Below are 19,694 nucleotides of genomic sequence, written 5' to 3'. Positions count from 1 at the left end.
CTTGTAATCGGGAATTTTTTGAAGAGTCTAGAATAAAAAAAAGCCCGAAAGTTATTTTCCTTCGGGCTTGCTCTTATATCTTAAATTGATTTGCTAGGATTGAGAAAAGCCACGAAGACACATGCCAACAGAATCTAATCCTGATGCGATGTTTTGAGAGGTAAAGTTTAATACAAACATTGTCTTCGTTATTAATAGTTAATGATTTATTTTCTGAGGCAAATTTTGTGAAATATTTTCTTAATAAACAAATTATTTTAACAAAAATTTTTGAAAATAATTAAAAATCACTGATTTACAGATACTTAAAAACATTAAAAAAATCGACTTTAATCACAATTACATGCACAAGAGAACCAATTTTAACAAATTTTCCTGCTTTAAAAAATGTTTTCTATACAAATTTGGTATGGCTAGTTTTAACAAAATCAGATTCAAAAAAAGAATACAATTTTCCATTATTAACCAATATCAAACTCTGAAAAACAACAATCTTTATAAAAAATAAAGAAACGCTTTGTCTAATTTTTCTCTGCTGTTTATGCTAAAAACAATACTTCTTCACGCTATTAACATTTTGTTTACTAAAACGGCTAATTTCAGATCGCAACAAAAAAACAAAACACACTGATTAACAAGGCATTAATTCAAAAATAAAAAATCAAATCCTAAGCAATAGTTAAAACCGTTTTTAACTGTATATTTTCATTAAATTTACAGCTATCAAAAATAAACCTAAAACTATGCCAACCGACTGTATCAGCTACCAAAACTCAGGATATTTCTCTACATTGATACATGATTATTTAGAACAAAAACCGGATCTGAAGCCGCTTTACAATAATTTCCCAACGCTGGAAAACTTTGAAAAACAAATCGTTGAAAAACAACAGAATTTCAACAATCAAAATAGGATTGCTTTGGTTGCTGTTTTAGAAGAACAATATTCGGCTATTCCGACTTCTGATCTGACCAAACAAAACATTGCTCTTTTAGCAGATCAAAATACGTTTACCGTTACAACCGGGCATCAATTAAATCTTTTTAGCGGGCCTTTGTACTTTTTATACAAAATTATTTCGACCATAAATCTCACCAAAGAATTACAATCGAAGTACCCAACCTATAACTTCGTCCCAATCTACTGGATGGCGACCGAAGATCATGATTTTGAAGAGATCAATTATTTTAATTTTAAAGGAAAAAAATTCAGATGGAATAAGGAAAGTACGGGTCCGGTAGGAAGACTTTCAACAGAAGGTCTCGCTGAATTTTTCGAAATCTATGCTTTAGAATTAGGATCCAGTACAAACGCAACTACGCTAAAAAAACTCTTTGAAGACGCTTATCTAAAACACAATACGCTTGCTGATGCTACACGTTTTTTAGCCAATGCGCTGTTTGCTGATCAAGGTCTGGTGATTATAGATGCAGATAGTGCCGATTTGAAACGTGCCTTCATTCCTTATATTCAAGAAGAATTAACGAAACAAACTTCTTTTAAAGCGGTTCAGGAAACTATAGAAAAACTGAAAGCGTATACCGTTCAGGTAAATCCGCGTGAAATCAATTTATTCTATATTGAAGATCATTTGCGCGAACGCATTGTTTTTGAAAACGATAAATACATCGTCAACAATACTAAAATCTCCTTTACGAAGGAAGAAATTCTAAAATTAACAGAAAGTAATCCGGAGAAATTCAGTCCTAATGTAATTATGCGTCCCTTGTATCAGGAAATTATTTTACCCAACTTATGCTACATAGGCGGAGGTGGAGAAATTGCGTATTGGTTAGAATTAAAATCTTTCTTTGAGGCCGTAGACGTAACATTTCCAATAATTTTAGTTCGAAATTCTGTTTTATTAGCTACCGAAAAACAATCCAAAAAAGCCGATCAACTGGGTTTAAGCTGGAAAGATTTATTTACTAAACCAGCCGATCTAGTTAACGCTGTCACCTATAAAATTTCTGAATTCCCGATAGACTTAACCCCTCAAAAAGAAATTTTGGAGAAGCAATTTCAATATCTATTTGAACTAGCTCAAAAAACAGATCAGTCTTTTACAGGAGCCGTAAAAGCTCAGGAAGTAAAACAAAAAAAGGGCTTGGAAAATTTAGAGAAACGACTGCTTAAAGCCCAAAAAAGAAAATTAAGCGACCAATTAGAGCGGATCGAAGATTTACAATATCAATTATTCCCTAATAAGAGTTTGCAGGAACGTCAGGCCAATTTTTCTGAGTTTTATTTAGAAAAAGGAGCCGAATTGATTCCTTTATTAACTCAAAAATTAAGACCTTTAGAAACTGATTTTTCAATCATAACGATCTAATTTCATACTATACGGCACTAATTTCGGGATAAAATAACCACCTGATTCCGAAATTAGTGTTTCTAAACCAAATAGCGACTTTTAAAATTTATTAACTAATCCAATTTACCCAAAACCAATGGTAAAAGAACGCTTAATTTCGCTAGATGTCTTTCGTGGACTGACTATTTTATTAATGACAATTGTCAACAACCCCGGAGATTGGGGTAATGTTTTCCCTCCCCTTTTGCATGCTGAATGGAATGGCTGTACCCTAACGGACTTAGTTTTCCCTTTTTTTATTTTTATAATGGGAGTTGCAGTTCCGCTTGCGATGCCGGACAAAAGATACGACGACACTACTTTTAATAAAATTCTCGTACGTTCGCTACGAATGTTATGTTTAGGGATTTTCTTCAATTATTTTGGAAAAATACAACTCTTTGATCTTACCGGTATCCCTCTTCTTATTGGCAGATTGATCATTACAATTGGCGTTGGATATGCTTTAATGGGTAATTTTAGTTCTAAACTAAAAAACATCTTTGCCTTTTCTATCCTGCTTATTTATCTTTTTCTAGCTTATAGTGGAATCGAGGCTTATCACGACGCACGTCTTCCCGGAGTACTGCAACGAATTGCGGTGGTGTATTTTGTTATTTCTCTATTATATTTAAAAACAACCCAAAAAACCCAAATCATAACAGGAGTTGTTCTCTTATTTGGCTATTGGGCCGTTATGACCTTGATTCCCGTTCCCGGAATTGGAGAAGCCAATCTGGAAAAAGGAACCAATTTAGCTTCTTGGCTGGATGGTATTCTTCTTAAAGGTCATATGTATCGTGGCACTGTAACCTGGGATCCGGAAGGATTGTTAAGTACCATTCCATCAATTGTAAATGGTATTATTGGTTTATTAATTGGTCAATTACTACAACTGAAGGTTGCAAAAAAAGATATTGCACAAAAAATGGCATTGGCAGGGATAGCACTAATTATAGCAGGTCAAATTTGGAATCTTGTTTTCCCGATAAACAAATCACTTTGGACAAGCAGTTATGTTTTGTACACAACAGGGCTGGCTACCACTACTTTGTCCATTTTATATTATGTAATAGATATTGCTTCCTATCAAAAAGGATTCAAATTATTTTTAATCTGGGGTGTAAATCCGATGATTGTGTTTTTTACTTCTCAGATTATTCCACAGGCTTTGGTGATGGTGGAGTTTGAAAATCCGCATAAAACCGGAGAAAAGATCAATCTTCTGAAATATTTGTATGAGTACGGAATCGCGCCTTTTTTCAGTAATCCGATGCTGGCTTCTTTTGCCGGAGCTTTGGTTTATGTGGGAATCTGGACTTTTATTTTATGGCTATTCTACAAAAATAAACTCATTTTTAAGGTTTAGTGTGTTTTTTTAACCATATAAGTCATGTAAGTTCATTTAAACCGGGGCTTAAAAAAGGATTCAAATCTATTTACTGACATGACTTGTATGCTTTAGGGAAATGCTGTGACTTTATAGGCTTTTCATGAAATCAGCGTTTTACAGAAATTAAATAAGTTTTAATTATGAATTAATTAAAATCAATTCATAAAAAAGTCTATTTTTGCACAAAATTTAAAAATCGCAAGAAAAATGGCAACTAATAGAACTTTTACAATGATTAAGCCGGATGCTGTTGCAAACGGACACATCGGGAACATTTTAGCAATGATTACTGACGGAGGTTTCAAAATCGTTTCATTAAAATTAACTCAATTAACTGTAGCTGATGCTCAAGCATTTTATGCTGTTCACGCTGCAAGACCTTTCTACGGAGAATTAGTTGAATTCATGTCTCGTGGACCAATTGTTGCTGCTATTTTAGAAAAAGACAATGCAGTAGAAGATTTCAGAACTTTAATTGGAGCTACAAATCCAGCTGAAGCTGCTGAAGGAACTATTCGTAAAGCATATGCTACTTCTATTGGAGAAAATGCAGTTCACGGTTCAGACAGCGATGAAAATGCTGCAATCGAAGGTGCATTCCACTTTGCTGGAAGAGAGCAATTCTAAATAAAGATTTTAGATTTCTGAAGTTAGACTTCAGATTTAAATCACAAAAAAGAAATCCCGTTTCAAATTTGAAACGGGATTTTTTTATAATCAAATTCAGGTGAAGAACTAAAAATCTCGCAGAGTCGCAAAATTCCTTAAACCTAACAGGTTTTTAAAACCTGTTAGGTTTGTTTTTTGGGGTATTTAATTAGTAATTCCCACCACAGCAATCCAAAAATCACATAAAAAAACCACTCTTTTTTTTTAAGAGTGGTTTCTTGCTTTTATATAACTTATAGAATATTAAAGATTATCAGCCGTCTTTTTAACGATTTTAGCCACTTTTTCATCTAAATCTTTTAGCAGTTCTTCTAATGCACTTTCACACATTGGTAGTACTTTCTCAGGCGTTAAAACAGGAATTCCGCCTACAATAACTCCCGTTTTCTTAGAGTTTTCTCCTTCGGTGAATGCAAATACTTTTTTACCGTTTTTATCGTACAAAGCAAGTCTTACATTCGCTCTCATTTTAACTGTTCCGGTTCCACCAACAGCGAATCCTTTTTGTAGAGAAAAATGGATTTCTGTAAACAAAACACCATCGGCAACTTCTTTAAAGATGGTAGCTGTTCCAACTTCATTGGCTTCACCTGCCATACCTTCGTAAATATATTTGTATCCAGGGTAATTGATGATCGTTTTTCCTGCATCACCTTCTCTGGCAAATTTTGGTGTAAAATCAATATACTCTTGTTTTTGAGTCACTTCATTCTCAGGAATCAAATCAAACGGAAATTTCTTAGAATACACCTCAAAAAAAGCAGTGTGATATTTCTCTAAAATAGGAGCAAGATTAAAATTCGGGTCACTTCCTAAGTCCGCTATTGCGGCTAAACCATTTAGTCCCAGACTAGAAAGATCAATTGTTTTGTCAGTATAAAAACCGACAACTGCCACTTTTTTCTTTTGTGAATAACCGTTTAAAGTGCATAACACTGTTAAAATAAGTAATGCTTTTTTCATTTTTTAGAATTTGTTTTTTTAGGTTTTGATTAATTAAATAAGCACTTTTTTTTATTTATTAAAAAAATACTTACCGGTCAAATGTATCATAAAAAAAACACTTCCAAAACAGAAGTGTTACTTTTATTTTTAAGACCGAAGTCTACTAATCTAATTCCTTTTGAAGGTCAAAAAAGCCTAACGTAAAATAACGTCTTTAACCACGTCTCTACCCAATTCTTCATTAATCATCCTGATGATTTTAGACTTTCCGTGACTCAATTCATCTCTTAAAACAGATGACCCAAGCTCGACATATAAAGTACCATTTTTTAAAACGACGTTTCTGGTATAGGTATTAACACCATTCCCCATCAGCTGTCTCCAGGCCTCCTTTACATCAATCTGATCCATTCCGGGTTGCAATTTGTTTACCTGAATGATCTGCTTTAAAACAGCCCCAATCGTACTTTCGTTATTTAGTCTCTTTGCCATCGTTTATGATATTTATTGGTCCTGCTTTTTTATAATGATACTCTTTATTCTCAGCATTTTTCACCACCAATTCATCATCAGACAACGTTAGTAATTCCTCGCTCCACTTTGCATAATCTGTTTTATAATCCAAATAAACTTTATCATCGGTAAAACGAACGGAAACATCTTCAAATGTATCTGTAGACAAAAAAGTACCATCGAGTTGCGGTGCTACTTTTGTTCGTACTCCTTTGTTATTCTTTTCAATTTTAAAGAAATCAAAAGTTTCATTCATTTTAAAATCCTTTATTTCACCTTTATCAAAAACCACTTTAGTAATTTCCCAATAACCATTTAACTTCGCAATATCTGCCGGTTTAATATCCTGTTTGCATCCCACAAACAAAAGAGACAAAACCAAAATCATAAAAGTGTTTTTCATATTCTAAATTAATTAAAAAATTCAATTGTTCCCATTCTTGCTGCCTTGGGACTATAATTAACAGAAGAGCCTGTTTTTAATCCGACACCGGTCCTGCATTCAAAAGAAAATCCGTGAACTACAAAGTTAACTTTATAAAGATTCAAAAGAAATAAAAATACACAAAACCCATTAAACTATTTTGCTAATTTTAAGTCAAACTCCAAACCAAAACCTAAAAACATGACCAAAGCCATTTTTAAACTCCTGATATTCTTAAGCTTTATCAGTTGTAGTAAAGAGTCCTCCGATACAGCATCTACACCTGCACAAAATATGTATTTCCCTCCATTAACAGGAACTATCTGGGAAACACAATCGGTCTCAGACCTCAAATGGAATCAAAATGCAGTACAGCCTCTTTTAGATTATTTAGAATTAAAGAACTCCAAATCTTTTATTCTTTTAGTAAATGGGCGAATTGTTTTAGAGCACTATTTCAATGACCACACTGCCACCACCAACTGGTATTGGGCAAGTGCAGGAAAGACATTAACAGCAACCATCACGGGAATCGCACAACAAGAGGGTCTGATCAATATTAACAATAAAGTCTCACAATACATCGGCACGGGTTGGACAAGCGAAACAGCCGCGCAGGAAGACGCCATAACCTGTAAACATTTACTAACCATGACATCGGGACTTGACGACAGCTCTGACAATGTAGATCCTGCCAGTTTAATTTACAAAGCCGACGCAGGAAAACGATGGGCGTATCATAATGTATATGTAAAATTACAGGATGTTGTGGCGCAGGCAAGCGGTCAAACCTGGCAAAATTATTTCAACAGTAAATTAAGAGATAAAATCGGCATGAATGGCAACTGGGTTCAACTTGGCCCTAACAGCGTATATACGAGTACCACAAGAAGCATGGCACGCTTTGGACTTTTAATGCTCAACAAAGGCAAATGGAACAACGATGTGATTCTAAATGAAAACTACTTCACAGAGGCCACAAACACTTCACAAGCGATCAATTTAGGATACGGTTACTTATGGTGGTTAAACGGCAAAGCAAATTACCATTTACCACAATCACAGCTTACCTTTCCAGGAAGTATAATTCCAACAGCTCCAAATGATATGTTTATGGCCTTAGGTAAAAACGACCAAAAAATATATGTCGTACCAAGCAAAAATATGGTTGTAATCAGAATGGGGGACGCGGCAGACAATGTCAACTTAGCCTTATCTGATTTTGACAAAACTTTATGGGAGAAAATTAATGCTTTGTATCTCTAACTATTTTTTAGTACGGATTCTTTTTAGCATTCCCATAAAGAAGAATCCTAAACCAAGAACCAATAAGACGTAATAAAACGATAAACTTTTATCTTTTAAAACATTCGCTAATACAAAACTTACAACGCTTGCGAAATAGAAAGCAACAGGCGTTATATTTTTTAAAGAAGAAAAACTCATTCTGCTATTATTTAAAAAAACTATCTACAAATTCATATTTATTAAAGACCTGAAGATCTTCAATACCTTCACCAACACCAATGTATTTTACAGGAATCTGAAATTGATCTGAAATACCAATCACAACACCACCTTTAGCAGTTCCGTCTAATTTAGTTACGGCAAGTGAAGTCACTTCTGTAGCGGCAGTAAACTGTTTTGCCTGCTCAAAAGCATTTTGACCGGTTGAACCATCTAAAACCAAAAGTACATCATGAGGAGCGTCTTCTACTACTTTCTGCATGACACGTTTTACTTTGGTCAGCTCGTTCATTAAATTGACTTTATTATGAAGACGTCCCGCTGTATCAATAATAACAACATCGGCATTTTGAGCTACGGCAGACTGCAAAGTATCAAAAGCAACAGAAGCAGGATCACTTCCCATGTTTTGTCTCACGATTGGCACATCTACTCGATCTGCCCATACCTGCAATTGATCAATAGCAGCGGCTCTAAATGTATCTGCAGCTCCTAAAACAACTTTGTAACCGGCTTTTTTAAACTGATAAGCCAATTTACCAATAGTCGTTGTTTTACCAACTCCATTAACACCAACCACCATCAAAACGTAAGGTTTTTTATCCTTTGGAATTTCAAACTCAGTAGCTTCACCTCTATTGGTTTCAGACAACAAACCACCTATTTCTTCGCGAAGAATTTGATTCAACTCTTCGGTTCCTAAATATTTGTCATCAGCAACTCGTTTTTCAATTCTTGAAATTATTTTCAACGTTGTATTTACACCAACATCAGAAGCTACCAGAATTTCCTCCAGATCATCTAAAACAGCATCATCAACTTTAGATTTTCCGGCAACGGCTTTGCTTAACTTTGAAAAAAAAGTACTTTTTGATTTTTCAAGACCCTTGTCTAAAGTCTCTTTCTTTTCACTAGAGAATAATTTTTTAAAAAAACTCATTTGTTATTTGTTGTTAGTTTTTCAGATTAGCTGATTTTTTGAGGATCTAAATAATCTTAAGATACACAGAAGAGATTTTAGTATTCACCGGCTTTACCACTACCTCATCCATTACTAAAGAAGAGATCGGAAACCTTTTTAAAAGTGCAATACTACTCACTTCTATAAAATTTTAGACAAATATAAAAAATAAAAAAGCTACTTCCGAATGAAAGTAGCTTTTCTATATACTGTGTATGTTATTATTTCTTTTTCAAGAAATTATCAACTTCTTCAGGAGCCATAATAGATTCTACGAATGTATATGCACCAGTTTTAGGAGATTTTATCATTTTAATTGCTTTTGATAATCTCTTAGAAGCTGTCTGTAACGATGCTACGGTTTTCTTTGCCATGACTTAATTATTTAATTTCTTTATGAACAGTTACACGTTTCAAGATTGGATTAAATTTCTTAATCTCAAGTCTATCCGGAGTATTTTTCTTGTTCTTAGTTGTTATATATCTAGAAGTACCTGAAACACCAGAAGTCTTGTGTTCCGTGCATTCTAAAATTACCTGGATTCTATTACCTTTCTTTGCCATCTTGCTATATATTTATTTAGGAAAAGATTATTTGATAAATCCTTCTGACTGTGCTTTTTTCAAAACAGCAGTGATTCCATTTTTATTAATTGTTTTTATCGTAGATGCTGCTACTCTAAGAGTAATCCATCTATCTTCTTCTGGAAGATAAAAACGCTTTTTAACTAAGTTTACAGAAAACTTTCTCTTAGTTTTGTTCATAGCGTGAGAAACGTTATTTCCTACCATCGCTCTTTTACCTGTAAGGTCACAAACTCTTGACATTATACTTTACTTTTATCGTTATTCAAAATCAGGGTGCAAAGAAAAGAAAAATAAACCATTGTAGCAAAAAATTATTGCACAATTTTTAAAATTTCTTTCTGTAATATTTCTAAACTCTTAATACTCGCCCTATCTATCACTTTTTCACGGGGTTGCCCAAAGTTAAACTCTTCGACAATTATATCGTCCGGAGTAGCCAAAGCGATAAAAACGGTGCCAATTTCAGCATCCGAGTCTCCTTTTGACGGTCCGGCGTTACCAGTTGTCGCAATTGCATAATCTGTTTTAAGCAGCTCTTTTACACCCAAAGCCATAGCTGATGCCACCTCTTTACTTACTACCGAAAATTCCTCTACTAATTCCCGCGAGACACCAAGAACATTAACCTTCACATCAGTATGATACGAAACAACACTCCCCATAAAATACTTTGAAGCCCCGGGAACGGCCGACAAAATCGACGCTATTTTCCCTCCGGTAAAACTTTCTGCTGTAGCAATGGTTTTATTTTCTTTTTTAAGCAATTTACCGACTACAGACTCTATTGTTTCATTTTCTTCATAGCCAACTATAATATCATGAATTATAGCGTCTAAAGCCTTTATATTATCCTCTAATGCCGCTTCAAGAACCTCTTTATCCGTACCTCGTGCCGAAAGACGCAAACGCACTCTCCCGGGATTTGGCAAATAGGCCAGTTTAATAAAATCAGGTAAATTATTTTCCCAATCTTCAATACGTTCCGCGACTAAACTCTCTCCCTGACCGTAGGTCAAAATTGTTTTATGAATAATATAGGGACGTTTATATTCGCGAACAATCTTGGGAACTATTTCATTCTCGACTAAATACTTCATCTCATACGGAACTCCCGGAAGCGAAATAAATACGGTGTTTTCTTTCTTCATCCACATGCCCGGTGCTGTACCCACTTTATTAGGCAAAACGGTACAGGTTGAAGGTACCAAAGCCTGATCTTTATTCAATTGCGAAATAGGACGCTTGTAAAAACCTTCAATCAATTCCGTTACATGAGCCAATACTTCAGGATTCACAACTAGCTCATCATCAAAATATTCGCAAAATGTTTTTTTGGTTACATCATCTTTTGTTGGTCCCAAACCACCTGTTACGATTACAACATCGACTTTGTTTTGCAGTTGCGCAAAGGTGTCCAGAATATGCTTTTTGTCATCACTTATCGAAATCATTTCTGTGACTTCTACGCCAATTCTGTCTAATGATTTAGCAATAAAACCCGAATTGGTATCAATGATCTGACCAATTAATATTTCATCCCCAATGGTTATAATCGTAGCCTTCATATAAATGCTGTTTTTATTTATTGTGATTCAGTTAGTATTAAAAGAAAAAATTAACGTAAGAAGCAGAAAAAGTGCTCTTTCACTACAAAAGAAACACTTGATTAATCCAAAATTTCAAAAACAAAAAAAGCCAGCATATAATCCGACTTTAATTTTTAATTTTAAGTTACAAACACAGAAAGAACAAATTCAGGCTAAGCCAAAATTTTACAGGTCAAAGTCTTTTTTAATTTCTTTGACTGCATCTTTTACCTGCTCTCTGATACTTTTGAAAGTTTCGATGATTTCTTTTTTCTTGCCTTCGGCTTTTGTCCAGGCTTCTACTTGAAGAATTTCTTCAAATGCCATATTCAACCCCATTAAATCTAATGTTGGTTTAATCTTATGCGCATAAGAATAAGCGTACTTATGATCTTTCTTTTTAATCCCTTCTTTAATTTGTTTCAAATCTTCAGGGACTTCCGTAACAAATAGTTTTAGAATTTCGTTTACGAATTCAGGATCATTGTCTGAAAGCGCATAAACTTTCGAAAGGTTATACTTTAAAGCCATTATTTTACTTGTATTCTAAATAGTTTTTTATCTTCCAAAAAGCCTTCTAAAACGTCGTTTGGTTTTACAGCAGCAACACCTTCGGGCGTTCCTGTAAAAATAATGTCGCCAATTTTTAATGTAAAATACTGTGACACATACGCAACCAGCTCATCAATTTTCCAAAGCATAAAGCTTGTATTTCCTTTTTGAACCGTCTTAGAATTATTTGTTAATTCAAAAGTAAGATTTTCCATAGAAACAAAATCAGTTTTAGGCAAAAAATCACCAATGACAGCAGAGCCATCAAACGCTTTTGCTTTCTCCCAAGGCAGTCCTTTTGCTTTCAATTTCTCTTGTAAATCTCTGGCCGTAAAATCAATACCTACACTAATTTCATCATAGTACTTATGAGCAAATTTTGGCTCTATATACTTTCCAACTTTATTAATTTTAACGATTATCTCTATTTCGTGATGAATTTCTTCGGAAAATTCCGGAATCACAAACGGATGTTGCTTTAACAAAACAGCCGAATCCGGTTTCATAAAAACAACAGGTTCTGTTGGTCTTTCGTTTTTTAACTCTTCAATATGATTGGTATAATTTCTACCGATACAGATGATTTTCATTCTTTTTTTTAAGTTACTAAGTTTACCAAGCTGCTAAGTTGCTAAGAAAATGAGCCTAAAAACTCAGGATTTTAAAACCTTAGATTCTCAGAATCTTATTTTGTAATATATGATCTAACTTTTACCTATACAGATAAATTTCTTTTTTTACAGACTCTAAGTCACTAAGGTTCTGAAGCTCTAAACAAATAAGAACATAAGTCGCAAAAAACTCAGAAACTCAGAATCTTAGCCTCTCAGAACCTTACTTCGTATTTAATCTTCTTAGTTTAATAGCTGTTAAGACCTTTTTGGTATATAATGGGAAATCCGCATTTTGAATCCAGCTAAAATATCCGGGCTCTGTTTCTAACACTTTCTCTACTTTCGCACCTTTGTGCTTTCCGAAAGTAAAAACTTCTTCATTGTCTTTATCAAAAGCAATCATTCCGGCAAAATCAGCAATTTTTTTTCGGGTTGTAAATTCCGACAACACTTTCATATCATTCTCCAATTCCGGATAACGATCTAATTGTGCTTTTAAAATTTCATACGTTGCCATGGTATCTGCTTCCGCTGAGTGTGCGTTTTCTAAGCTTTTTCCACAATAAAACTTCAATGCAGCACTTAAAGTACGCTCTTCCATCTTGTGAAAAATAGTCTGCACATCTACAGAAACTTTATTTTTCATATCAAAATCAACTCCGGCACGAAGCAACTCTTCAGCCAATAGCGGAATATCAAAACGATCTGAATTAAACCCACCCAAATCACTGTCTTTAATCATCGTATAAACCTGCTGAGCAAGCTCATTAAAAGTAGGCTCATTCGCAACCTTCTCATCTGTTATTCCATGAACAGCAGTAGTTTGAGGCGGAATCGGAATTGTAGGATTCACTAACCAAGTTTTACTTTCTTTATTTCCGTTTGGAAAAACTTTGAATATTGAAATTTCTACTATTCTGTCTTTTCCGATATCAATACCTGTCGTTTCAAGATCGAAAAAACAAATTGGTTTATTGAGTTTGAGTTCCATTTTTGAATTTTATAAGTTTACAAATATAATTTTTAAAGCTGAATTTCACTTCTTTTTTTCATAAAGTTCCCAATTCCCACTTTGACTTTAACACTAAAGCCAAAAGAAAAACCCTTTCAACGTTTAAATGTCGAAAGGGCTTTTTATATATCAAACAGCTACTTTTAGAAATCTCTGTTTACATCAAATGCTTCTAAATATTCTGCCACTCTTTTTACAAAACTTCCACCTAAAGCACCATCTACAACTCTATGATCGTAAGAGTGAGACAAGAACATTTTTTGACGGATTCCAATAAAGTCTCCTTCAGGAGTTTCGATAACTGCCGGCACTTTACGAATTGCTCCAAGAGCTAAAATTCCAACTTGCGGTTGATTGATTATTGGCGTCCCGAAAACACTTCCAAAAGTTCCCACATTTGTAACCGTGTAAGTTCCTCCTTGCGTGTCGTCCGGTTTTAGTTTTCCTGCTTTTGCACGACCACCAAGATCATTAACCGCTTTTGCCATTCCAACAAGATTTAATTGATCCGCATTTTTAATAACCGGTACAATTAAATTTCCGTTTGGTAAAGCCGCAGCCATTCCTAAATTTATATTTTTCTTTTTAATGATATAATCACCATCAACAGAGATATTCATTCCAGGGAAATCTTTTAATGCTTTCGCAACCGCTTCCATCATAATTGGAGTAAAAGTAAGTTTCTCGCCTTCTCTTTTCTCAAAAGCGGTTTTAACTTTATCTCTCCATTTTACGATATTCGTTACATCAACTTCAATAAAGGATTGTACGTGAGCCGAAGTCTGCACGGAAGCCACCATATAACCTGAAATCAATTTACGCATTCTGTCCATTTCGATGATTTCATCACCTCCATTTACAGAAACAGGAACTGCTTGTTGACTTTTCTGAACCACTGGTTCTGCCGCTTTTGGAGCCGCAACTTCTTTAACCGTTTCAACAACCGCTTTTGGAGCAGCTACTGCACCCGCTTTGCGATCACTTATATACTTAAGAATATCTTCTTTTGTAACACGTCCGTCTTTTCCTGAACCCTGAATACTATCCAGTTCAGCAACAGAAACACCTTCTTCTTTTGCAATGTTTTTTACAAGTGGGGAAAAGAATTTTTCTGATGTCGAAAAATCCTGAGGAGCAGCAACCGCCTCTTTAGCTCCTTCAATCGTTTTTTCGATTTCAGTTGCCTCAGCAGGAGTTGATTCTTCGTCTGCAATTTTATCTACCAAAAACGACGATGCTGTTTCAACACCACCTTCAGTTTCGATAATTGCAATTACCTGTCCTACCTGAACTAAATCATCTTTGCCAAATAATCTTTCGACTAAAATCCCAGTTACTTCACTCGGCACTTCACTATCAACCTTGTCAGTTGCTATTTCCAGTACCGCTTCGTCAGCTTCAATTTTGTCTCCAACCTCTTTCAACCAGTTTGTAATAGTTGCTTCAGCTACACTTTCTCCCATTTTAGGAAGCTTTAATTCAAATCTTGCCATATTGTTAACCTCAAGGGTGATTTTGATTTTCCGATTGCGAAATTACTGAATATTTTATATATAAATTACATTTAATATAATTTTTTACTTGATTTTTATAATTTGCCCCCTTTCATTTCTGGAATTGCTTCCAATAATAAAATTTGCATTTTTGGGGAAAATCTTAAAAGTAATACGCTTATCTTTAATAGTTTCTATGATTTTGATACAATTTCTAAATGAAACATGCTGATTATCTAAAATAATCTCCACTCTTTTACCCTTCAAAACCTGCCACGAATTTACCATTTTTTCTTTTTTGAAATCGAATATATCGACTTTATTTTTCAAAATAACAGACAATTTTTCAGACAAATTTATATCTGAAGAATACAAAACATAACTTTCCGGTCCCGGTTTGACTTTTGATTTTCCCTGAAACATTTTAACAAATGAAAAAAAGAGAATTCCCATTTTTATGAAAACAGAAAAAAACAACGATTTCTTAAAATGTTTTTGGTAAAAAAACGTCATAGCTTCCTGGAAATGTTTCATGTATTTTTCGTCTTTCACAGTACTCTCACCCTTGTAATGCAGTACTGTTGTGTCGTGAAAATAATAGTTTTCTTTTCCCTTTAACAAAGCCCGATACGAGAGATCAATATCGTCTGCGTACATAAAACAAGCTTCATCGAAACCTTTCAAATCAAGGTACAAATCTCTTTTCATCAACATAAAAGCACCTACCAGAATAGTCACTTTTCCGGTTTCATTTTCTGAAATATGTTGTGCGTAATATTGATTAAAAAGAGACCATTTTGGAAAAACTTTATACAAACCAAAAATCTTGGTAAAAGCTACCCAAGGTGTTGGGATTCCACGTTTACTTTCAGGTAAAAAATTACCTGTTCCGTCAATCAATTTACAACCTGCAATTCCTAAATTGATTTGTTCTTCGGCGAAAGCCAAAATTTTAACAAAACTATCTTCCGCTACAATTGTATCGGGGTTGAGAATACAAATGTATTTCCCCTGTGCTTGTGCCACTCCAATATTATTTCCTTTCGGAAAACCGAAATTCTCTTTGTTCTCAATTAATTTCACAGTAGGAAATCGCTCTTTCATCATCAAACAGCTGTCATCTGACGAATTATTATCTATTACTATAATTTCGGCATCAAGAGTGGAGATAGCATTTTGAACACTTAAAACGCATTGTTCCAGAAAATAACGGACATTATAATTGAGAATAATAACTGATAATTGCATGAAAAGAAAAAATATAGATTTTTGCGAAAGTTAGAAATTTTCAGCCAATCCCAGTCGCAATGACCAATCGTTTTTACTGACTCCAAAATCTAAAACTAAATTACTGCTGTTTTGTTTGTTCCATTTAATCCGCAATCCTGTCCCGACGGCCGGATTCCATTTGGCGAATTGATAGGTATCCAATTTCGAAACGGAAGAAACATTGGCAAAAAACACCGCGCCAATAAATCCGTTTTTGGTTATATCGGTTCTGTATTCACTTTCAAAATAGAGCAGCGCATTACTTCTGTATCTGTTTTTGGTAAAACCACGTCCTGTTTTTCCTTCACGATCCCAGCCAATACTAGGCAAATCGAGATAATGGGGTTTTCCACCAAAAGTTGACCAATAAAAGGCTCTTGAAGCCCAAACCCTGTGCTTGGTCTTGCTGAACGAATGGTACTTTCTGGCATCAACATACAAAGACCTCCACTTATCCCCTTCTACTCCGCTTGTATTGATCCTTAGATCTGCTTCAACATATAAACCCTGCTCGGGATTAATGGTATTCTTTCTGGAATCGTACAATCCCTGAAAAGCATATCCGAATGAAGTTTCATTAGAAAAATCACCCTTCATATATTTCGAGTAATCCGTTTCTTCTTCGATATAAGACTCCTCGGAAAGATTCTGATAATTATCGAATAACAACCCTAATCCCATTCGGAAATTACCAACGACCTTGCGGTTGGCAAATTGATAAAAACGCCACTGCTGATAATCTAAAGTTGACATTTCTTCTTTGGCATTGTGCTCTCCTAAACCATAAGTGAGCTGGGGATAAATCAGATACCGATAATCGCCTATAAAATTCCATTTATCATCTTTGGTATAAATATAAGTCTGAATCGGAAAAACATACTGATTGGAGAAACTGAAATAGGGCGAAAAAGTAACTTGTGACATTTTGGTTTTTTCATGATCGTCGCCCAGATAAAAACTCGTCAAAAAAGAAACCACCAATCCCGTACTTGAATTGGCATCAACAGGAACGGGTAATAAAGAGAAAGCCAATTTTTTGTCTTTACTTTTTTTAACAGAATCATTTTTATTGAAGAGCTTATAGAGAACATCCCGAATGTCTTTCTTTTCCACAGCGGTACTGTCATTTTGCGAATAACAAACCGACATCAAAAAAAAGAAAAACAAGAGGGATTTTGTTTTCAAACTATTCATTAAAAGCAATTTAAGAATCGATTCTTACAAATTTAAAGTTTTCTTAATAAAATTAGATATATTCGGGGAGAATATTTTCCAGAAGAGTATATTTGGAATTGTTTAAATCCTATAAGTTATTTAAGTTCATTTAACTGGGTATTAATTGAAAAGATCACTGTTAACGAAAATCACTTATTTTTGGGCTTTTTGAATTATCCTTGTTTCTTTTAAAAATAATTATCTAATAAACTAAAAACATGATTCGTTTACCAGTTTCATTTCTTGTTGTTTTATTTTTTATTTCCGGTTTTACTAACAAGAGAAATACTCGGGATCTGGTAAAAGAAAATGATTGGTATATAGCGGGGCCGGCAGAAGAGAATCAGACAACTCTAAACGAAATTCGGAAGAAAGAAGGGGTTCTTCGCGTAACGGCCAAAGACAGTCCGGTTGGGGAAATCGAATTGAATGTGATGATCACAGCATCCGACTCCAATGATGGTGCCGCGACTAATTTATCGGATCACTCTAAATTTGTGAGCATTACCTATAAATCCACCCAACTTATTAAATTGCAGGCTCGCGAAGGAAACGAGGAAGGAACGGGTTGCATACATGGAGGTTCACACCCGAGAGTTGATTTACCTGCAACTCCGAGTAAATTTACAACCTTGAAAATTCCGTGGCCCCATTTTAAACAAGATGGCTTGCCGAACGGAAAACTTTTAGACATACACAATCTTTGCAAATTCAATTTTGTGAATTACAATCCGGTAACGGGATCTGTTCTGGAAATAAAATCGGTTATCCTTCAAAACTAAAATCAATATGAAAAACAAAATTCAGCTCTTTCTTTTCTTCTTCTTGGTGTTTTCAAATTTCGGCTTCAGCCAGGAAAAAACTATTCCGGTAAAAACAAATATAAACGGTGTTTGGGAAGACATCAATTCAGGCGTTCAGAATGCTGTGGCCATTATCACAGAACAAAATGGAAAAGTCATTTTTTCTCATTATTTAGAATGGAAAGGACAAAAATTTACAGAAAGCGGCATCGGAAAAAGAACCGGAAATACCATAATCTATACCGTAGATGTGACACTACCGATTGAAGGCTGGGCAACACAAGGCACCCATACCCTGACGCTTTCTGCAGACGGCAATACTCTTGAAGGCACTTATATAGACAATAAAAAAAGAACCGGAGCGATTGCTTTTAAGCGCGTGAGGTGAGAGTTTTTTAGTCCCGGTCGCAGTTATGCTGAAGGGTGAAAAAAGTCGCAGTCTCAGTTTTCAGTCGCGGTTAACCTGGGACTGAAAACTGGGACCGGAAACTGAGACTGAAAACTGAGACTGAAAACTTTCACAGATGTAACTGAATCTTATATCTGTTGCAGATTTTCATTACCAGTAACATAATTGTCGAAAAAACTAAAGACCAGATAATTCCGGGAAGTCCTTCGCGAAAATAGTCGGGAATTATATGCAGATTAAAAGCCTTACTGAAATAGTAAATAACACCCGGTAAAATATAAATCAATAAAGGATTTGCAGCGGCGGGCATAAAGAAATTACTCCATTTGGTTTGTTTTTTGATCTCCATTAACCAATAAAGAAAATAGAACAACACCGTGCAAATTGTTGCTGAAAACATAGTCCACGATGGAGTTCCTTTTATTTTTGAGATCCCGAAATAGGGTCTTAACAAATAGCCGGTTACAAAAAACAAAACCGCAAAACCGATCACAGCCCAATTTACTTTTGGCGCTACTTTTCGATCAAAAAACAGTAACGAAATAACCACACCTGCCGCTACCAGCGAAGCATGCGTTAAATGTCCTGCAATAAAACTAAACCACGAGTTTTGATGAAGTGCTGATTCCGGTATTAGATTAATTGAATTAGCGACAACACAAACAATCAAAAACAAAATCATTGCTCCTAATTTCCCTGAAACCAACCAATAATAAACTACTGTTAGCAGATACGCCCATCCGATTAAGCCTAAAATTCCCCACCATTGTGGAGTCATCCCTATTGCTCCGGTGTTCTGAACGTATAGAAAATAGAGTGTCACTAACACGGCTATTCCACCATATTGCAAGGTGTTTTTTAGCCACAGCGGGAAATTTTTGTCGTACTTATTCCAAATCGGAATTGGCATTGTAAACGCTAAAAGTCCCCAAAAGGCTGGAGTTATAATCATCTTTGCAGCGTCGTAACCGTCACTTGCATTGACCATAAAAACACCAATAATTATTAAAGCCAAAGCCCTTTTTAAAGTATGTGTCCAAATCGTTTTAGCACTATCACCTTTTACTAATCGCGCATTAAAAGCAAAAGGAATCGACATTCCGACGATAAATAAAAATGCCGGAAAAACTAAATCAACAAAGGTCATGGCATCTGCATCTGCGGGCATGTGCTTCATCCATTGTGGCACATTTTTAACGCTTGCCAGTTCATTGACAAAAATCATTACAAAAATGGTGATTCCACGTAAAGCATCTATCGAAATAATCCTTTGATTGTATAAATTTTCTTTTATTTTCATAAATTCTTGCACTTTTAACACCGCCAAATATACTATAAATCTAAAATGATAACTTAGATTATTGCCTTAATTTTGGGGCTTAAAATTCCATTTAACAAATTCTCTAAAAACACCTCTTTTTTTTTAC

22 protein-coding genes are annotated in these 19,694 nt (G+C 34.8%); 6 read left to right on the top strand and 16 right to left on the bottom strand.

The window, feature by feature from the left end; translation table 11 throughout:
• The first annotated feature begins 743 nt into the window (after positions 1-743).
• The 3 genes from bshC (at position 744) to ACHRV5_RS16045 (ending at position 4,374) form a co-directional block, all read left to right on the top strand.
• A complete protein-coding gene (gene bshC / locus ACHRV5_RS16055) occupies positions 744-2,333 on the top strand; it encodes a bacillithiol biosynthesis cysteine-adding enzyme BshC (RefSeq protein ID WP_395427412.1) in 1,590 nt (529 codons plus the stop codon).
• A gap of 118 nt (positions 2,334-2,451) precedes the next feature.
• Entirely contained in the window at positions 2,452-3,723 is a 1,272-nt protein-coding gene (locus tag ACHRV5_RS16050) for an acyltransferase family protein (RefSeq protein ID WP_395427411.1), read from the top strand.
• A 231-nt stretch (positions 3,724-3,954) separates the two neighbouring features.
• Positions 3,955-4,374, top strand: a complete 420-nt coding sequence (locus tag ACHRV5_RS16045) for a nucleoside-diphosphate kinase (protein WP_047778452.1) — start codon at positions 3,955-3,957, stop codon at positions 4,372-4,374.
• 285 nt (positions 4,375-4,659) lie between these two features.
• On the opposite strand, the gene ACHRV5_RS16040 is transcribed toward ACHRV5_RS16045, so the two are convergent.
• The 3 genes from ACHRV5_RS16040 to ACHRV5_RS16030 form a co-directional block, all read right to left on the bottom strand.
• Entirely contained in the window at positions 4,660-5,379 is a 720-nt protein-coding gene (locus tag ACHRV5_RS16040) for a hypothetical protein (protein WP_230002947.1), read from the bottom strand.
• A gap of 177 nt (positions 5,380-5,556) precedes the next feature.
• Positions 5,557-5,853: a DUF721 domain-containing protein gene (locus tag ACHRV5_RS16035; protein WP_047778454.1), complete on the bottom strand. Its 297-nt coding sequence runs from the start codon at positions 5,851-5,853 to the stop codon at positions 5,557-5,559.
• A complete protein-coding gene (locus ACHRV5_RS16030) occupies positions 5,834-6,277 on the bottom strand; it encodes a lipocalin family protein (protein ID WP_395427410.1) in 444 nt (147 codons plus the stop codon). Before ACHRV5_RS16030 ends, ACHRV5_RS16035 begins: the two co-directional genes overlap by 20 nt.
• A gap of 222 nt (positions 6,278-6,499) precedes the next feature.
• On the opposite strand from ACHRV5_RS16030, the gene ACHRV5_RS16025 reads away from it, so the two are divergent.
• The gene (locus ACHRV5_RS16025; RefSeq protein ID WP_395427409.1) at positions 6,500-7,564 is read left to right on the top strand and encodes a serine hydrolase domain-containing protein; all 1,065 of its coding nucleotides are present in this window, start codon (positions 6,500-6,502) and stop codon (positions 7,562-7,564) included.
• Here ACHRV5_RS16025 and ACHRV5_RS16020 read toward each other — a convergent pair whose 3' ends face one another.
• From ACHRV5_RS16020 to ACHRV5_RS15965, 12 genes are all read right to left on the bottom strand, one after another.
• Entirely contained in the window at positions 7,565-7,744 is a 180-nt protein-coding gene (locus ACHRV5_RS16020; protein ID WP_230002950.1) for a hypothetical protein, read from the bottom strand.
• Between the two features lie 7 nt (positions 7,745-7,751).
• Positions 7,752-8,705, bottom strand: a complete 954-nt coding sequence (gene ftsY, locus ACHRV5_RS16015) for a signal recognition particle-docking protein FtsY (protein WP_047778458.1) — start codon at positions 8,703-8,705, stop codon at positions 7,752-7,754.
• A gap of 242 nt (positions 8,706-8,947) precedes the next feature.
• Entirely contained in the window at positions 8,948-9,100 is a 153-nt protein-coding gene (locus tag ACHRV5_RS16010) for a DUF4295 domain-containing protein (RefSeq protein WP_082210668.1), read from the bottom strand.
• Positions 9,101-9,107: 7 nt separating this feature from the next.
• Positions 9,108-9,290 (bottom strand): 50S ribosomal protein L33, encoded by a 183-nt coding sequence (gene rpmG, locus ACHRV5_RS16005; protein WP_047778459.1) that lies wholly within the window; start codon positions 9,288-9,290, stop codon positions 9,108-9,110.
• Between the two features lie 27 nt (positions 9,291-9,317).
• A complete protein-coding gene (gene rpmB / locus ACHRV5_RS16000) occupies positions 9,318-9,554 on the bottom strand; it encodes a 50S ribosomal protein L28 (RefSeq protein WP_008468080.1) in 237 nt (78 codons plus the stop codon).
• A gap of 71 nt (positions 9,555-9,625) precedes the next feature.
• On the bottom strand, positions 9,626-10,879 hold the full coding sequence (locus tag ACHRV5_RS15995; RefSeq protein WP_230002951.1) for a CinA family nicotinamide mononucleotide deamidase-related protein: 1,254 nt from the start codon (positions 10,877-10,879) through the stop codon (positions 9,626-9,628).
• A 207-nt stretch (positions 10,880-11,086) separates the two neighbouring features.
• Complete coding sequence (locus ACHRV5_RS15990; protein ID WP_047778461.1) at positions 11,087-11,431, bottom strand: Hpt domain-containing protein; 345 nt, start codon at positions 11,429-11,431, stop codon at positions 11,087-11,089.
• Entirely contained in the window at positions 11,431-12,042 is a 612-nt protein-coding gene (locus ACHRV5_RS15985) for a fumarylacetoacetate hydrolase family protein (protein WP_047778462.1), read from the bottom strand. Before ACHRV5_RS15985 ends, ACHRV5_RS15990 begins: the two co-directional genes overlap by 1 nt.
• A 244-nt stretch (positions 12,043-12,286) precedes the next feature.
• Positions 12,287-13,057, bottom strand: coding sequence for a 3'-5' exonuclease (locus ACHRV5_RS15980; RefSeq protein WP_047778463.1), 771 nt, complete (start codon positions 13,055-13,057; stop codon positions 12,287-12,289).
• A gap of 164 nt (positions 13,058-13,221) precedes the next feature.
• Positions 13,222-14,571 (bottom strand): dihydrolipoamide acetyltransferase family protein, encoded by a 1,350-nt coding sequence (locus tag ACHRV5_RS15975; protein WP_395427408.1) that lies wholly within the window; start codon positions 14,569-14,571, stop codon positions 13,222-13,224.
• An 84-nt stretch (positions 14,572-14,655) separates the two neighbouring features.
• Positions 14,656-15,819, bottom strand: coding sequence for a glycosyltransferase family 2 protein (locus ACHRV5_RS15970; protein WP_395427407.1), 1,164 nt, complete (start codon positions 15,817-15,819; stop codon positions 14,656-14,658).
• Positions 15,820-15,849: 30 nt separating this feature from the next.
• Positions 15,850-17,034, bottom strand: a complete 1,185-nt coding sequence (locus ACHRV5_RS15965) for a hypothetical protein (RefSeq protein WP_395427406.1) — start codon at positions 17,032-17,034, stop codon at positions 15,850-15,852.
• Positions 17,035-17,273: 239 nt separating this feature from the next.
• On the opposite strand from ACHRV5_RS15965, the gene ACHRV5_RS15960 reads away from it, so the two are divergent.
• Positions 17,274-17,837: a hypothetical protein gene (locus ACHRV5_RS15960; protein WP_395427405.1), complete on the top strand. Its 564-nt coding sequence runs from the start codon at positions 17,274-17,276 to the stop codon at positions 17,835-17,837.
• 7 nt (positions 17,838-17,844) lie between these two features.
• Entirely contained in the window at positions 17,845-18,246 is a 402-nt protein-coding gene (locus tag ACHRV5_RS15955; protein WP_395427404.1) for a hypothetical protein, read from the top strand.
• A 130-nt stretch (positions 18,247-18,376) separates the two neighbouring features.
• Here the strand turns inward: ACHRV5_RS15955 and ACHRV5_RS15950 are convergent, their stop codons facing one another.
• Complete coding sequence (locus ACHRV5_RS15950; RefSeq protein WP_395427403.1) at positions 18,377-19,567, bottom strand: DUF5009 domain-containing protein; 1,191 nt, start codon at positions 19,565-19,567, stop codon at positions 18,377-18,379.
• Positions 19,568-19,694 lie beyond the last annotated feature (127 nt).

It is taken from the genome of Flavobacterium sp. FlaQc-52 (assembly GCF_044007495.1).
GTDB classification, from domain to species: Bacteria; Bacteroidota; Bacteroidia; order Flavobacteriales; family Flavobacteriaceae; genus Flavobacterium; species Flavobacterium cupriresistens.
This window is presented reverse-complemented; position numbering and strand designations above follow the sequence as displayed.

Coding starts and splice junctions, on each gene's coding strand:
- bshC (WP_395427412.1), top strand. CDS start 744: ATGCCAACCGACTGTATCAGCTACCAAAACTCAGGATATTTCTCTACA.
- ACHRV5_RS16050 (WP_395427411.1), top strand. CDS start 2,452: ATGGTAAAAGAACGCTTAATTTCGCTAGATGTCTTTCGTGGACTGACT.
- ACHRV5_RS16045 (WP_047778452.1), top strand. CDS start 3,955: ATGGCAACTAATAGAACTTTTACAATGATTAAGCCGGATGCTGTTGCA.
- ACHRV5_RS16040 (WP_230002947.1), bottom strand. CDS start 5,379: ATGAAAAAAGCATTACTTATTTTAACAGTGTTATGCACTTTAAACGGT.
- ACHRV5_RS16035 (WP_047778454.1), bottom strand. CDS start 5,853: ATGGCAAAGAGACTAAATAACGAAAGTACGATTGGGGCTGTTTTAAAG.
- ACHRV5_RS16030 (WP_395427410.1), bottom strand. CDS start 6,277: ATGAAAAACACTTTTATGATTTTGGTTTTGTCTCTTTTGTTTGTGGGA.
- ACHRV5_RS16025 (WP_395427409.1), top strand. CDS start 6,500: ATGACCAAAGCCATTTTTAAACTCCTGATATTCTTAAGCTTTATCAGT.
- ACHRV5_RS16020 (WP_230002950.1), bottom strand. CDS start 7,744: ATGAGTTTTTCTTCTTTAAAAAATATAACGCCTGTTGCTTTCTATTTC.
- ftsY (WP_047778458.1), bottom strand. CDS start 8,705: ATGAGTTTTTTTAAAAAATTATTCTCTAGTGAAAAGAAAGAGACTTTA.
- ACHRV5_RS16010 (WP_082210668.1), bottom strand. CDS start 9,100: ATGGCAAAGAAAACCGTAGCATCGTTACAGACAGCTTCTAAGAGATTA.
- rpmG (WP_047778459.1), bottom strand. CDS start 9,290: ATGGCAAAGAAAGGTAATAGAATCCAGGTAATTTTAGAATGCACGGAA.
- rpmB (WP_008468080.1), bottom strand. CDS start 9,554: ATGTCAAGAGTTTGTGACCTTACAGGTAAAAGAGCGATGGTAGGAAAT.
- ACHRV5_RS15995 (WP_230002951.1), bottom strand. CDS start 10,879: ATGAAGGCTACGATTATAACCATTGGGGATGAAATATTAATTGGTCAG.
- ACHRV5_RS15990 (WP_047778461.1), bottom strand. CDS start 11,431: ATGGCTTTAAAGTATAACCTTTCGAAAGTTTATGCGCTTTCAGACAAT.
- ACHRV5_RS15985 (WP_047778462.1), bottom strand. CDS start 12,042: ATGAAAATCATCTGTATCGGTAGAAATTATACCAATCATATTGAAGAG.
- ACHRV5_RS15980 (WP_047778463.1), bottom strand. CDS start 13,057: ATGGAACTCAAACTCAATAAACCAATTTGTTTTTTCGATCTTGAAACG.
- ACHRV5_RS15975 (WP_395427408.1), bottom strand. CDS start 14,571: ATGGCAAGATTTGAATTAAAGCTTCCTAAAATGGGAGAAAGTGTAGCT.
- ACHRV5_RS15970 (WP_395427407.1), bottom strand. CDS start 15,819: ATGCAATTATCAGTTATTATTCTCAATTATAATGTCCGTTATTTTCTG.
- ACHRV5_RS15965 (WP_395427406.1), bottom strand. CDS start 17,034: ATGAATAGTTTGAAAACAAAATCCCTCTTGTTTTTCTTTTTTTTGATG.
- ACHRV5_RS15960 (WP_395427405.1), top strand. CDS start 17,274: ATGATTCGTTTACCAGTTTCATTTCTTGTTGTTTTATTTTTTATTTCC.
- ACHRV5_RS15955 (WP_395427404.1), top strand. CDS start 17,845: ATGAAAAACAAAATTCAGCTCTTTCTTTTCTTCTTCTTGGTGTTTTCA.
- ACHRV5_RS15950 (WP_395427403.1), bottom strand. CDS start 19,567: ATGAAAATAAAAGAAAATTTATACAATCAAAGGATTATTTCGATAGAT.